The 14,162-nt window shown below is 32.4% G+C and carries 11 protein-coding genes and 2 tRNA genes; 8 read left to right on the top strand and 5 right to left on the bottom strand.

Going from position 1 to position 14,162, the window contains the following annotated elements; genetic code table 11:
* Positions 1–33: 33 nt before the first annotated feature.
* Positions 34–2,217 (bottom strand): methylmalonyl-CoA mutase, encoded by a 2,184-nt coding sequence (scpA, locus tag V9L05_RS02285; RefSeq protein ID WP_338814224.1) that lies wholly within the window; start codon positions 2,215–2,217, stop codon positions 34–36.
* A gap of 382 nt (positions 2,218–2,599) precedes the next feature.
* Here scpA and V9L05_RS02280 point away from each other — a divergent pair, with 382 nt between their 5' ends.
* From V9L05_RS02280 to V9L05_RS02260, 5 genes are all read left to right on the top strand, one after another.
* Positions 2,600–3,031: a response regulator gene (locus tag V9L05_RS02280; protein ID WP_338790554.1), complete on the top strand. Its 432-nt coding sequence runs from the start codon at positions 2,600–2,602 to the stop codon at positions 3,029–3,031.
* Positions 3,032–3,161: 130 nt separating this feature from the next.
* Positions 3,162–3,710 (top strand): MerC domain-containing protein, encoded by a 549-nt coding sequence (locus tag V9L05_RS02275; RefSeq protein ID WP_338814223.1) that lies wholly within the window; start codon positions 3,162–3,164, stop codon positions 3,708–3,710.
* Positions 3,711–3,843: 133 nt separating this feature from the next.
* Positions 3,844–4,668, top strand: coding sequence for an IS5 family transposase (locus V9L05_RS02270; protein ID WP_338812380.1), 825 nt, complete (start codon positions 3,844–3,846; stop codon positions 4,666–4,668).
* A 232-nt stretch (positions 4,669–4,900) separates the two neighbouring features.
* Positions 4,901–4,973: transfer RNA gene (locus V9L05_RS02265), tRNA-Gly, on the top strand.
* 124 nt (positions 4,974–5,097) lie between these two features.
* A tRNA-Leu gene (locus tag V9L05_RS02260) sits at positions 5,098–5,181 on the top strand.
* Positions 5,182–5,306: 125 nt separating this feature from the next.
* Here V9L05_RS02260 and V9L05_RS02255 read toward each other — a convergent pair.
* Both V9L05_RS02255 and V9L05_RS02250 read right to left on the bottom strand, forming a co-directional pair.
* The gene (locus V9L05_RS02255; protein ID WP_338814222.1) at positions 5,307–6,188 is read right to left on the bottom strand and encodes a carboxypeptidase-like regulatory domain-containing protein; all 882 of its coding nucleotides are present in this window, start codon (positions 6,186–6,188) and stop codon (positions 5,307–5,309) included.
* 18 nt (positions 6,189–6,206) lie between these two features.
* Positions 6,207–7,118: a hypothetical protein gene (locus tag V9L05_RS02250; RefSeq protein ID WP_338814221.1), complete on the bottom strand. Its 912-nt coding sequence runs from the start codon at positions 7,116–7,118 to the stop codon at positions 6,207–6,209.
* A 257-nt stretch (positions 7,119–7,375) separates the two neighbouring features.
* On the opposite strand from V9L05_RS02250, the gene cysS reads away from it, so the two are divergent.
* Complete coding sequence (cysS, locus tag V9L05_RS02245) at positions 7,376–8,899, top strand: cysteine--tRNA ligase (protein ID WP_338814220.1); 1,524 nt, start codon at positions 7,376–7,378, stop codon at positions 8,897–8,899.
* Positions 8,900–9,122: 223 nt separating this feature from the next.
* On the opposite strand, the gene V9L05_RS02240 is transcribed toward cysS, so the two are convergent.
* Entirely contained in the window at positions 9,123–11,246 is a 2,124-nt protein-coding gene (locus tag V9L05_RS02240) for an OmpA family protein (protein WP_338814219.1), read from the bottom strand.
* A gap of 120 nt (positions 11,247–11,366) precedes the next feature.
* On the opposite strand from V9L05_RS02240, the gene V9L05_RS02235 reads away from it, so the two are divergent.
* Positions 11,367–11,987, top strand: a complete 621-nt coding sequence (locus V9L05_RS02235; RefSeq protein ID WP_338814218.1) for a class I SAM-dependent methyltransferase — start codon at positions 11,367–11,369, stop codon at positions 11,985–11,987.
* Between the two features lie 41 nt (positions 11,988–12,028).
* Here the strand turns inward: V9L05_RS02235 and V9L05_RS02230 are convergent, their stop codons facing one another.
* The gene (locus V9L05_RS02230; RefSeq protein WP_338790562.1) at positions 12,029–13,222 is read right to left on the bottom strand and encodes a hypothetical protein; all 1,194 of its coding nucleotides are present in this window, start codon (positions 13,220–13,222) and stop codon (positions 12,029–12,031) included.
* Positions 13,223–13,366: 144 nt separating this feature from the next.
* Here V9L05_RS02230 and V9L05_RS02225 point away from each other — a divergent pair, with 144 nt between their 5' ends.
* Positions 13,367–14,044, top strand: a complete 678-nt coding sequence (locus tag V9L05_RS02225; protein WP_338814217.1) for a hypothetical protein — start codon at positions 13,367–13,369, stop codon at positions 14,042–14,044.
* Positions 14,045–14,162 lie beyond the last annotated feature (118 nt).

Raw genomic sequence — 14,162 nt, 5'->3', positions numbered from 1 at the left:
AATTAATAAATATATTTCTCTAAATAATCGAACCTACCCCTCCAAAAGCTCATCCAAAATTTTCATAGCAGCCTTTGCAATGACCGTTCCCGGACCAAAAACAGCCGAAACCCCTTTTTCATACAAGAAATCATAGTCTTTCGGAGGAATCACACCACCAGCCACAACCATAATATCTTCTCTACCAATCTTTTTGAGTTCTTCAATAAGGGCAGGAACGAGCGTTTTGTGTCCAGCAGCAAGGGAAGACGCACCTACAATATGCACATCATTTTCGGCAGCTTGTTTGGCTACTTCTTCAGGCGTTTGAAAAAGTGGACTTATATCCACATCAAAACCCAAATCTGCAAAACTGGTCGCAATTACTTTTGCGCCTCTATCGTGTCCATCTTGTCCCATTTTGGCAATCAAAATACGTGGGCGACGACCTTCAATCTCTGCAAACTCATCAGAGCGTTTTTGAGCCAATGCAAAATCACTATTTACATTCGTTCCATTTTCATTTCCTTTATCCATTTCATTAGAGTACATTCCTGCAATAAGTTTGGTTTGCGCTTGATAACGACCAAAAACAGTTTCCATCGCTTGCGAAATTTCGCCTAAAGTAGCTCGTTCTCGTGCAGCATCTACGGCAAGTTCTAACAAATTTCCTGTTTTGTTTTGTGCTGCATCAGTTAGTTTTTGAAGAGCCATTTTGACTTTTTCATCATTGCGCTTTTCTTTTACTTCTTTCAACCTCTTGAGTTGAGATTCTCTTACAGCCACATTATCAACATCCAAAACATCAATTTCTACTTTGTCTTCCTCATTTTCATCAACTATATATTTATTTACACCCACAATCGTATCTTTTTGTCCGTCAATACGTGCTTGTTTTCGTGCAGCAGCTTCTTCAATGCGTAGTTTGGGAATTCCTGCCTCAATCGCCTTTGTCATTCCTCCTAAAGATTCCACTTCTTCAATGAGTTCCCAAGCACGATTTGCAAGCTCATAAGTCAAGTTTTCTACATAATCCGAACCTGCAAAAGGGTCAATGGCTTTTGTAATATCAGTATTATTTTGAATAAATAATTGCGTATTACGTGCAATACGAGCCGAAAAATCAGTCGGAAGTGCAATCGCTTCATCTAGTGAATTGGTATGCAACGACTGTGTACCACCAAAAACAGCAGCCAAAGCCTCAATAGTTGTACGAGTTACATTATTAAAAGGATCTTGTTCTGTCAAAGACCAACCCGAAGTTTGGCAATGCGTTCTGAGAGCCATGGATTTCTCACTTTTCGGATTAAATTCTTTTATCATATTTGCCCAAAGCCAACGCCCTGCACGCATTTTGGCAACTTCCATAAACGTATTCATTCCAATTGCCCAAAAGAACGACAAACGAGGCGCAAATCCATCAATATCTAATCCTGCTTCAATTCCTTTTTTGACATATTCTAAGCCATCAGCAAGCGTGTAAGCAAGCTCAATGTCAGCCGTCGCACCTGCTTCTTGCATGTGATAACCACTAATACTGATAGAATTAAATTTTGGCATTTTATCGGCTGTATATCTAAAAATATCGGCAATAATTCGCATACTTGGTTCAGGTGGATAGATATACGTATTACGAACCATAAATTCTTTCAAAATATCATTCTGAATAGTCCCACTCAGTTTTTCTGTTGCGACACCTTGTTCTTCTGCTGCCACAATAAAAAATGCCATAATCGGCAAAACTGCGCCATTCATAGTCATCGAAACTGACATTTGATCAAGAGGAATTTTATCAAACAAAATCTTCATATCCTCTACCGTATCAATCGCTACACCAGCTTTTCCAACATCTCCCACCACACGAGAATGGTCAGAATCATATCCTCTATGTGTTGCAAGGTCAAAAGCCACAGAAAGTCCTTTTTGTCCTGCTGCCAAATTACGACGATAAAAAGCATTTGATTCTTCTGCCGTCGAAAAGCCTGCATATTGCCTAACCGTCCAAGGACGAACAGCGTACATAGTCGGATAAGGACCACGTAAAAAAGGTGCAATACCAGCCTGATAATTCAAATGAGGAAGCGAAGCAGAATCTTCTTTTGTGTAAAATGGCTTTACAGCAATTTTTTCAGGTGTTTCCCAAACAGGAAATTCTTTTGGAAGTTCTTGTGTATTTTGTTCTGCTTTTTTTGCAGCTCTATTTTTGAGGTCTTGAAGAGTAATGTTTTTAAAATCCATATATTTATAATTGGCAGTTTTTAGCTGATTTATTGTGCTGAAGCGCATTTCAAAAATAACCTAATTTTGCTTTGCTTTGAAATTTATTTCTTACTAAGAATCTATAATTAGACATTTGTAATAGGAATTAAAATTATATTGTTCAAAGTTTGTTTAACAAATTAGGTTTTCTTATTTTGGTCTATTCTAATTTTTACTTAAAATTGAAAAAAAAATAGCGATTTAAAAAATCTATTGTCTTATATCAAATTTATTTCAAAAATAATCCTATTTTCATTCAAAAAATGGTTGAAAAATCCGTATTATTGTGTTAAAATGATAATTGGATATAAAAATACTACTCAAACAAATAGTTCCATTCAAGATAGACATTGACTTACTTATGGCAAACTCAACTCAAAATACAGACAAAATCAGCTTAGTTATGCTTGTAGATGACAACGATACTGATAATTTTATTAGTAAACGCATCATCGAACTTACAGGCTTTGCAAACGAAGTAGTTACAAAAAATTCAGGAAAAAGTGCATTAGAATATTTAAAAGAAAATAAAGACGATGAGTCAAAACTTCCAGATTTAATATTTTTGGATATAAACATGCCTATCGTTGATGGTTTTATTTTCCTGTATGAATTTGGTCAAATGCCAAAGTCTGTACACAAGAAATGTCGTATTTCAGTGCTTTCTAGCTCTGACAATAAGCGTGATATTGATAGAATTGTAGGAAACGAATATGTAATTAAATTTACTACAAAACCTCTAACAGAAGATGCCCTAAATGCTGTAAAAGATGTTTGGTTGAAGCAAAAATAAATTTATTAAGACTAATTTCTTTAAATTTTTACTTTTTGTAAAACTTTTATTCAGTTTTTAGCGTTTTGTTTTTGCAACTGAGTTGCATTTACTATATTTGCATATAAAATAATCTGCAAGAAATTACGCTATGAAAAAATATTTGTATTTAAGCAAAATAAAAAATATCAATTCCGACTTTATAGGAGCAGTGAGTGCCTTTTTGTGCATAATTCATTGTGCTATTGTACCTATTCTAATGGGAGTTCACTCTATTTATTATGCAGGAGATGTGTTAGCTTCTACTTCGCATACTGAACATTCTCATTCTTCTTTAGAATTTTTTAGTCTTTTCGAAGGTTCGCATTGGCATTCTTTAGATTATTTTTTCATTCTGATTACGCTGATAGCTGTTTTTTTTGCTACTCGTAAAAGTTTCGTTTCTTGGATTAAAGTAGGTCTCTGGAGTTGTGCAAGTCTTTTTATAGTTTCTATTTTGTTAGAAGAATATGTTATTGGAATAGAATATTTAGCTTATTTAGCTTCTGCCTTGCTTATTGTTTTTCATGTTTTGAATCAACGTTTAGGAAAAAAGATAAAAACTAACACAATGAAAAACAATGAACTAAATTTTGAGAGTGTACACTTACCAAAAGAAAATCAACCTAAACAAACAAATAGAGTTAGTTGTGTTTGCTAAACAGAAGTTAATTATGTTTTGAAGAAAATAAATAAAGAACTTGTTTAAGAATGGTGATTTATTTTTTTAAAAAGAGGTCAAAATAGTTATACTTGTAAATCATCACATTTTCAATCTAACTATTTTTCCCTCTATGTACGTAAACTTATCAAAAAAATTTATAACCGAAAATATTTTACCTTATTTACATCAATTTACAAAAGGTCGTCGTATAAAAGTAGCTCTTTGGCGTATTATCCAAGCCATTGTGTATCGCTTAAAATCAGGGAGTCAATGGCGAGAACTTCCTATGAAACAATTTTTCGGAAACTTATCAATTCGCTGGAATACAGTATATTACCATTATAATAAATGGTCAAAATTAGGAAGTTGGAAGAAATTATGGATCAAGTATTTAGAAGATTATCGTGGAGAATTAGATTTTTCTATTTGTCAGCTAGACGGCAGCCACACTTCAGCTAAACGAGGAGGAGAAGGTATTGGATATTCCAAAAGAAAAGCAGGAAAAACAACCAATGCACTTTTTCTAACGGATAAAAATGGTATTCCAGTAGCGATGTCTGTTCCAAGAGCAGGCAATCATCACGATGCTTTTGAACTTGAAAAAAATATGCAATCTATGATAGATGATTTGAATGCTTCTCAAATTAGAGAAGGAGGAATTTTTCTCAATGCTGATGCAGCCTTTGATACACAAGCCTTTCGTTCTTTTTGTAATCATTTAGATATTGTAGATAATATAGATTTTAATAAAAGAAATAAAAAAGACCTTGATAATCAACCATTTAAAGATGAAGAAATGTATGAATTGAGATTCGTTATTGAAAGAACTAATGCGTGGTTAGATGCTTTCAAAGCCTTAATTATGAGGTACGAAACTAAAATTCATACGTGGCAAAGTTTACACTATTTAGCCTTTACTTTAATATTTGCCAGAACTAGAAAAAAACATTCTTAAACAACTTCAAAAAAAACTTTTCTTGTTAAGCTATTGAAAATCAATCATTAAGAAATAATTAAGGAATTATTTATAAAAAAAGTTAGTTTAGCTATTGAATATTAAAAAAACAGTAGTATCTTTGCATCACAATTAAGGGAAAGAAGGTCTGATAAATAGCTCATTTTGTAATTCAAAAAGTAAATCATCAAAACGAGTCAAAAGTCAAAAAAAAATCTTCGAGTACTAACAAGCGAAAGTAGCTCAGTTGGTAGAGCGCAACCTTGCCAAGGTTGAGGTCGCGAGTTCGAGCCTCGTCTTTCGCTCAATTTTTACGGACTTTACATGGAGAATCAATTCTTTGGTTTTAATCAAAAATTAAACTTCAAATAAAATTTGTAAAAATGAGTGAGAATTTAATCTTTAAAAGTAAAGGTTAAATCATAATATGCTGGAATGGTGGAACTGGTAGACACGCAGGACTTAAAATCCTGTGCCTTAATCGGCGTGTGGGTTCGATTCCCACTTCTAGTACAAAAATCGACAAAAAAGCATATCTTAACTGATATGCTTTTTTTTTGTAAAATTTTAAAAACGAATAAAAATAAGGTCAGACCGATAGGTCAGTTTAATAATCATCACTCATTAAATTCAACTATCTAAAAAATATATCCTAAAGTCAGATTTATTTCTTTAAAATCTTGTGTCGTTTGGCGATAGGAAATTGCTGTATGAATTTTTCTTTTGAAGTCTTTGCTTAGATTTGCTTCCCACGCCCAGTAGTCTTGCCAGTAGAATGATTTTGCTGAAATATTTCCTATATATTTGATATTTTTTGATAACCCTAAATGGATTCCATAATTATCGGTTTTGATGTTTTCTATTCCTGTTTTAGAAAATGTTTGATGACTAATTCCGTATGAAATGCCAGTTTTGATGAATTTTAAGTAACTGCTACTTTTAAAAAGATGTGTAGTAATTCTATTTTCTATTTCTGATTTATAAAAAGTAGTTTGTTGAAATTTATAATAGATAGTTCTTTTAAATAGCTTAGTTTTTAGTTGTCCATAAAAGTCTGAGTTGTGTTCAAAATTGCTACTATATCCTCCATCTAATCCAACTCCACGTTTTAGAAAAGAATAATCCCAAAACTTACTAAGTGAAATACCATAAGGATTATAAAAAATACCACTCCAATAATTTATTTTTAGAGGGTAATAAGGTATTCTACAAACTGCATCTTCTAAAATTACTTTAGATTGAAGGATAATAGTTTGAGTAGTCTCTGAAGCTATTATTTCTAAGGAACGACAACCTATACATCTAAAGACTAAAATATCATTTTCATCTTCTACCTCAATTTCAAAATTTCCATCAATGTCTGCCATAGTGCCTCTAGTAGTCCCCTTGATTTGAATAGTCGTACCAGGTGAAGTTTGTCCAATACTATCAATAAACACTTTACCACTCATCCTAATCTGCCCAAAAACAGAACAAGAAACAGAAAAAAGAAAGAGTATAAAAAGTATAGATTTTTTCATAGTTTTTTAAGGTTTAGATTAGAAAATGTAGCCTAAAGCGAGATTGATTTCTTTAAAGTCTTGTGTGGTTTGGCGATATTGAATATCTGTAGTGAATGTTAATCTCTTTTTATATCTTGGTTTATAACGAAAATCTTTATGCAGACGAATATCCCACGCCCAGTAGTCTTGCCAATAGAGAGATTTAAAGTAAAGATTACCTACATATTTTATATATTTTGCAATTCCTATATTCGCACCCCAGTTTTTTTTCAAGCTATTTTCTATACCTTTTCTTTCAAACTGTTGATAGCCTATTCCGTACATAATACCAAAATATTTGAATCCTGTACTGCTTTCTAGAAGATGTGTAGTTATTTTATTTTCAGTTTCTGATTTATTGACAGTTGTTTGTTGAAAAGTATAATAAATATGCTGTCCCAGTAGGTCTGTTCCTGCACTACCATAAAAATCTATATTACCTTTAAAATTAGTGCTATATCCTGCTCTGAATAAAAAATATTTTCTGTTCTCTTGTTCTTTATTTGAGTAGAAACCTTTGCTTATCCTTATTCCATAAGGATTATAAAAAATTCCACTCCAATAATTTATCTCTAAAGGTTCTACATAGACAACTATCACACGTAAAGTACATACATTTCCTGATTCTAATGTAACTATCGAATCATTTATAATTTTATTTGCAATAAATTTTTGAGCATCACGCCCAGCAGAAGAAAATATAAGAGAATCATTTTTGTTCTTTACTTCTATCTCAAAACTTCCAGTATTAGTAGTAGTTGAATAGGTAGAATCAGAGTTTTTAATAGCTACTGGACGTAAAATAGGTCTTCCTCGTGCATCGATAATTTTTCCCTTCACACTAACCTGCCCAAAAACAGAATAAGAAACTGATAAAAGAAAGAGCATAAAAAGTATAGATTTTTTCATAGATTTTTGGCTTGTAATTGTCTGACACTTTGAAGTGTCTGGATAATTTTTTTGTTAAGATTTACTAATAGTTTTCCTAGATTACGCAACTTTAACCTCAAAACGCTGCAAAATTATTCCTAAAATGGAATTTTTTTGTTACTACTTGTTGTTTTTTGATAACTTTGTTATTGCTTTATAGTAATTCAGACTTCCTAGTCTGAATACAATATTTTTCGAACAGACTGGGAAGTCTGTTTTACTTAATACTTTAGTCAATGAATCCTGAAAAAGACCTTCTCATCTATAATACGCTTACTCGCAAACGAGAAAAATTTGAACCTTTAAATGCGCCATTTGTCGGAATGTATGTCTGTGGTCCTACGGTTTATAATGATGTACATTTGGGCAACTGTCGTACGTTTACATTTTTCGATGTCGTTTATAGATATTTGAGTTATTTGGGATACAAAGTGAGATACGTGCGAAATATTACTGATGTAGGTCATTTGACTGGCGATAGCGATGAAGGCGATGATAAAATCTCTAAACAAGCTCGTTTGGAACAAATTGAGCCGATGGAAGTCGTTCAGCGTTACACGAATGGTTTTCATGATGTGATGTTGGAGTTGGGAAATATTCCACCAAGCATCGAACCTACTGCAACAGGACATTTATTAGAACAGATTGAAATGGTTCAGAAAATCTTGAAAAATGGATTTGCGTATGAATCTAATGGTTCTGTTTATTTTGATGTAGTGAAGTATAACGAATCCCACAATTATGGGAAACTCTCTGGTAGAAATATCGAAGAGCAACTAGAAGGACAAGGAACACGAAAATTAGACGGACAAGAAGAAAAGAAAAATAGTGTGGACTTTGCTATTTGGAAAAATGCAGACCCTTCGCATTTGATGCAATGGGACACACAATGGGGAAAAGGCTTTCCAGGGTGGCATTTGGAGTGTTCTGTAATGAGTACAAAATATTTGGGCGATGAGTTTGATATTCACGGTGGAGGAATGGATTTGCAGTTTCCTCATCACGAATGTGAAATTGCACAAGCTGTAGCCACAACAGGAAAAGAGCCTGTAAAATATTGGTTGCATTCGAATATGCTGACCATGAATGGAACAAAGATGTCAAAGTCTTTGGGAAATGTAATTATGCCAGATGAGCTTTTTACAGGAAATTCAGAGCTTTTGACAGAATCCTATTCGCCTATGGTTTTTCGCTTTTTTATGTTTCAAACGCATTATCGTAGTACGATGGATATTACAGATGATGCTTTGAAAGCAGCCAAAAAAGGCTATTTTAAGTTAATGAATGGAATCAAGAATGCTAAAAACTTAGAATATCCATCTGAATCAGAATTAAACTCAGAATTAAGCATAGAGGAAAAACAGGAAAGTGATATTCAAAAATCTATAACTTCTGTTTTTAGAGGAATCAATGATGATTTTAATACAGCCAAATCTATTGCAGCTTTATTTAATCTTGTCAAGAAAATAAATATGCTTCATGCAGGACAGCTTGATTTTTCTCAAATCTCTAAGGAGTCTTTTGATAAACTGAAAAGTACATTGATTGATTTTACTGAAAAAGTTTTGGGAATAAAAGAAGAGTTGCCACAAGGCGAAAAAATGCTCAAAGAAATGATAGCTACTTTAGTGGAAATGTATAAAGAAGCAAAAGAAGCTAGAAACTACGAAAAAGTAGATTATTTGAGAAGCAAAGCTAAAGAAATCGGTATTGTCTTTAAAGATATGAAAGATAGAATTGATTGGGCTTATGAGGAATAATTTTTAATTACGAATTACGACCTGTTAAAGCAGCGTAGCTAATTACGAATTAAAAATTACGTAAAAAACGGCTTCAAAATATTCATGTTTTGAAGCCATTTTTTATGAAATACTGGAAATATGTAGGTTAAAGGCTTGCCTTTGACAGATTGATAGGTATTTCTAATTTCTTACTTCACAAGTCAAAGGCAAGCCTTTTGACCTACAAATACGTTATGCAATTTTATTTCCCCACCAATTCAATTTCTACTCTTCTACCATAAAAATCTTCTCCATAAGGATTGTTTGTATCTATCCCAAAAGAACCTTCTACAATACGACTTTCAGAAATTCCTGCATCTAAAAGCAGTTTTTTGACGGCTTCTGTTCTTTGTTTTGATAAATTTTGGTTAAAGGCAGCACTTCCTTTTGAATCTGTAAAACCATAAATACGAACACTTAGATTTGTATCATTTCTCAAAACCTCAATTAAAGGAGCAATTTTTTCTTTATCCTTCGGAACGATTGTATAAGAACCTGTTTTAAAGAAAATTTCTACTTTCTTGATTCCAATTACTTCACTTGTCGTTGGTGTTTTTTGTTCTTTATTCATTACTACAACAGTATCATTTCTAGTATTAATCAAATCAACTTTTTTGTTTTGTTTCTGATTTGCCAAAAGTTCTAATTGTGTTTGAAGAGTAGATAGTTGATTAGTTATTTTTGCTAAATCTTCATTTTGAGTAGAATTTGAAGTTTGATTATTGGCTTGATTTTCCAACTGATTTTCTAAAGCTGCCATTCGCTGTTGCATATACAAAAACTGCAATTCCATCAATTTATACATTTCATCATTTGATTTTCCAGTAGATTGTGTTTCTGCTGTTTTGATAGAATCAAGCTGATTCTGAAGGTTTTGCATCTCTAATTTTGCGAGTTCTTGCGCTTCTTCGTCGGCTTTTAACTGTGCTTTTATCTTTTTTACTTTCTTACTATCTTCAATTTCTCTCAAACGATTTTCTAAATCTTGGATAGTTTTTTCTTGTTTTGTTGTATCTGAATTTGTAGTTTCAGAAGCCAACTTTTGATAATTAGAACCATTCACAATCTGTCCGTTTTGAGGAACAACTACTACATTGGTAACTGTGCTATCACTTCCCGATTTAGTTGTTGTTACATTGACATTGATATCAAGTTTGAGCGTCTGAACAGGGTTAGGGTTTTGATATGGATATTGTGAGTTCTGATTGTAATTGTACGGATTTTGGTTTTGTCCGTTTTGATTTTGGTTATATGGATTTTGATTGTTTTGTGTTTGATTTGTTTCTACTTGTATTTCAGAATTTTTGCTATAATCTGGAATTCCATCAACGGTTACCGTTTTTAAAGAATCTGGATTGAGTTCAAAAATACTTTTCGGTTTGTTGGCAGCATATAACGCAGGCGCACGAAAAGCATGTTTTTTTGCAGAAAATGACCAACTAATTCCAAAAGAAGTAAAAATAAAAGCATCATTTTTCAAAAATCCTTGATTTGTATTTCCTCTACTTCCTTGTCCGTTATTGTAATTGGCAGGATTGGCAACATAACCTTGTTCTGCACTTTCATACGATGAGCGAAAATCTCCACTTACATCATCTAAAAAATCACTTGTTAGAGAATAATTAACAACAGACTGCACATGCAAACTAAGACGATTTAGAAGGCGAAGTTTCAAACCCACACCAACAGGAACATTTAAAGAATAGGGCGAATAACTGGTTGAACTTTCTGTATTAAAATCAGAAAGGCGAGTTTCGAAGTTTCCATCTTGTTGAATGATTTGTCCACTTCCACTACTTCCTCCACTATTTTCGGAAGCATTACGAATCGTATTATCTGACCAATAATAATAAGGAGATTTTACATCTTGAGAATTTTGATAATACAAATCTCCATAGTTTTCAAAATACGTTCCCCCTATTCCAGCCATAAAATAAGGCGATAAAAACGCATTTTCTCCCAAAAGCCAACCATTATCCGTATAAAAAGTGAAGATATAAGCAGCCGAATAAATTTTGGTCTGCACATTTAGAGAACGCTCCAAAATTCCTGTGTTTCTATCGTTTGCTGTAAATTCTCCATAGGTTAGTTGCAGACGATTTGAAAGTGTTTTGTTAGGCGTATTTTCGATGCTCAGACCAAAAGAAAATTGATTAAAATCGGTAGCGAACATTTCTTTTTGTTGCCAAAATTTTTCATTCAAATCTCCACGATAAGTCATATTTCCTGTTTGTAAACCAACACGCCAATTAAAATTGTTTTGTTGAGAAAATGCAAACGGAATAAATAAGAAAATTGAAAGAATTAGGAAGTATATTTTTTTCATTGTAATTTGTATATATTTATAGCAACCGTCAACGAGGCTTTGCCGTCGTTGAGGTAAAATAATTTTATAAACTAACCTCGTTGACGGCAACGCCTCAACGACGGTTGTAAAGTATTTAAAATGAATTGCACTTTATGCCAAACGCTTTTAAAAACTAAAGCAGACGAGTTTTATTTCATCTGTGATACCTGTGGCGCATACCTAAAAGACCAAAAATTTTACTTGAATCATCTTCAAGAAAAAGATATTTATGCAGAACACAAAAACGATGTAAACGATATACGCTACCAAAATTTTACTTCGCCGATTACAAATACAATTTTAGAAAAGTTTAGTTCAGAACACTTAGGTTTAGATTATGGCTGTGGCACAGGTCCTGTAATTTCCAAAGTATTGAACGAGAATGGTTACAAAGTCGAACTCTATGACCCTTATTTTTATCCCAATGAAAATTATCTCAATTATAAATACGATTATATTTTTAGTTGTGAAGTTTTCGAACATTTCTATCAACCAAAACAAGAACTAGAAAAACTTTTAGCTATTCTGAATCCAACTGGTTTGTTAATCGTAATGACACATGTTTATGATTTTGAGATAGATTTCAAAGACTGGTATTACAGAAAAGACCCAACACACGTTTTTATTTATACAAAAAAGACAATTCAATTTATTGCTCAAAATTATAATTTGAAATTTGAGATACAGAATAATAGATTGATAGTTTTTGAAAAAATATGAAACCGTCTTTGAGGTCAAGACCGTCAACGAGGGCAATGATTTTACTTCTCAAGGTCAATCCAAAAACGAAATTCAGCACTAAAGCCAACAAATGGACGTATGTAAACTTGGTCAGCTAAAGAATTTCCTCTTGATGAATCTTCCAAAAATGTTGCACCTGCATTGAAGCGAATAAAACGAAAAACTCTATATCCCAAACCCAAATAAGTTGGACGTTTGAAAATAGGACCTGAAATTTCTTGTCCTGCATCGTCTTCAAAATTATTCCAAAAGAAACCTGCTGAAATCGAACTTCTACTCCAAAACTCTCCTGCAAACCCTTTTTTACCCAATGGTAAAGACAAACCTGCATAAGGCGAAGTTCCGAAAGTGCTATTTTCAGAATTTGTTCCTGTCAGATGAACACCTCCATAACCTACATTTAAAGGAATTTCGGTACGAGTTTTTTCGGTTGGATAATCATCCATAAATTTACGGTCTTGTAAGACTAATAAATCTACATTCAAAACTTGTCCTAGTTCACTGGCTAAAAGTTGTTTTAACTCTGTCATCAATTTTTCTCTATAATCTGCACGAGAATCTTTTTTCTTTCTTTTGGAGAAAATAAATTTCCCTTTTTTGAGGTTGGCTTTATTAATTTGGTCAATTTTAGAAACTACTAAATCTGAAAATCCTTCAAATTGTAATTGGCTTCTATTTCTGTATAGAGAAAGTCCTTTTCTAGCAATTTCATTTAAGTTTCTGACAAGTTGTGCCGTTCCTCCGATTACTCTAGCTCGTTTTCTTTCAACAGTAAATGATTGTTCTGTATAAGCAAAAAGATTATTATATAGGTCTTGGCGAAGGTTTTCTCTTTCCATATCCGTAATTCGTCTGTAATAATCAATCTGTAAATCGTATTTTGAAGAACCACGCAGCTTGTAATTTACGGGGACGGTAAAAGTACCAATAGACGAATAGGGAGGACGCACCCAAGTAGCAACAAATAAAGGTTTGGGTTCGTCTTTTCGATTACTTTTATCATCTAAAATTGTGATTTCTACCAAAACAGTTTCTGGCTGTGCTGCTCCACTAATCATTAAATTTTCTTGTGCAGGGAGATTTTGACTGTTATTAAAAGATGATTTTTCATATTCAAAAACGGCTGTTGCATATTGTGCCTTTACATCATTTTTTGAAAAGATAAGAAGAGAAAAAATAAGGAAATTAGAAAGGAAAAGTAAATTTTTTTGCATTATGTGATTTGAAAAATGGAAATAGATTTTTTTTAAATAAACTAAAAATATCTTAAAACTCCAATGATAATATTTAAAATTAGTTTGATTTTTGTAGGTATATATTTTTAAGTCAATTTTTTATTCAAAAATTTATACAATCTAATGAAAAAATTTAATACAATCATTTTTAGTTTTGCTTTTCTATTTTTTATGGGAGCTGGCTTTTCTGTTGTAGCGCAAAATGTAAGTGAAAAAGCGATCAAAGTAGAAAAGAAAAAAACGTTGAATGGTTTTGAAATTCAATTTGATGGAATTTCTGGAGATGCTGAAAAAGCTCTTGAAATTGCTATTGAAAAATGGTTAGACACTCAAAAAATTAAATACAAAGAAAAAAAAGGTAATTACCACGCAGAAGAAGTAATCGTAAAACAATTTTCTGACAAAACTTCTGATTTGCATATTTTTATGGAAGAGAAAAAAGGCAAGATTACCTTGCAAGTTGTCCAGACTTTAGGATATGATATGGCTGTGAGTAGTAAAGACCAGCCACAAGAAGCACAAAATATTCGTTCTTGGCTAGAAAATATGGTTAAAGAAGTTCGTTTAGAACAGATTAACCTTCAAATTGCTGCACTACAAGATAACTTAAAAGATGCTGAAAAAGAGGTTGAAAAAAATAAAAAGACAGATGAGAGCTTAAAAAACAGCATTGAAGATTATAAAAAGAAAATTGCAGATGCTGAAAATGACATTGAAAAAAATGCAGCAGAGCAAAAAGAAAATGAGCAAAAAAGAGAAGAACTCAAAAAGAAAATTGCTGAATTGGAGAATATGAAATAAATAATAGCGATTAACGATTAGTTTTTAATGGTTAATTAAATACAAAATGCCTTTACTTTTTTATGAGTAAAGGCATTTTTGGTTTTTAGAATTTGATTAATAAATATTATCATGGTTA

The organism is Bernardetia sp. Wsw4-3y2, assembly GCF_037126295.1.
Classification (GTDB): domain Bacteria; phylum Bacteroidota; class Bacteroidia; order Cytophagales; family Bernardetiaceae; genus Bernardetia.
Note: the sequence above shows the minus strand (reverse complement) of the source record. Positions and strands in the feature narration are given on the sequence as shown.

Excerpts from the sequence above, each read along its gene's own strand:
- scpA (WP_338814224.1), bottom strand. The coding sequence starts at position 2,217 with ATGGATTTTAAAAACATTACTCTTCAAGACCTCAAAAATAGAGCTGCA.
- V9L05_RS02280 (WP_338790554.1), top strand. The coding sequence starts at position 2,600 with ATGGCAAACTCAACTCAAAATACAGACAAAATCAGCTTAGTTATGCTT.
- V9L05_RS02275 (WP_338814223.1), top strand. The coding sequence starts at position 3,162 with ATGAAAAAATATTTGTATTTAAGCAAAATAAAAAATATCAATTCCGAC.
- V9L05_RS02270 (WP_338812380.1), top strand. The coding sequence starts at position 3,844 with ATGTACGTAAACTTATCAAAAAAATTTATAACCGAAAATATTTTACCT.
- V9L05_RS02255 (WP_338814222.1), bottom strand. The coding sequence starts at position 6,188 with ATGAAAAAATCTATACTTTTTATACTCTTTCTTTTTTCTGTTTCTTGT.
- V9L05_RS02250 (WP_338814221.1), bottom strand. The coding sequence starts at position 7,118 with ATGAAAAAATCTATACTTTTTATGCTCTTTCTTTTATCAGTTTCTTAT.
- cysS (WP_338814220.1), top strand. The coding sequence starts at position 7,376 with ATGAATCCTGAAAAAGACCTTCTCATCTATAATACGCTTACTCGCAAA.
- V9L05_RS02240 (WP_338814219.1), bottom strand. The coding sequence starts at position 11,246 with ATGAAAAAAATATACTTCCTAATTCTTTCAATTTTCTTATTTATTCCG.
- V9L05_RS02235 (WP_338814218.1), top strand. The coding sequence starts at position 11,367 with ATGAATTGCACTTTATGCCAAACGCTTTTAAAAACTAAAGCAGACGAG.
- V9L05_RS02230 (WP_338790562.1), bottom strand. The coding sequence starts at position 13,222 with ATGCAAAAAAATTTACTTTTCCTTTCTAATTTCCTTATTTTTTCTCTT.
- V9L05_RS02225 (WP_338814217.1), top strand. The coding sequence starts at position 13,367 with ATGAAAAAATTTAATACAATCATTTTTAGTTTTGCTTTTCTATTTTTT.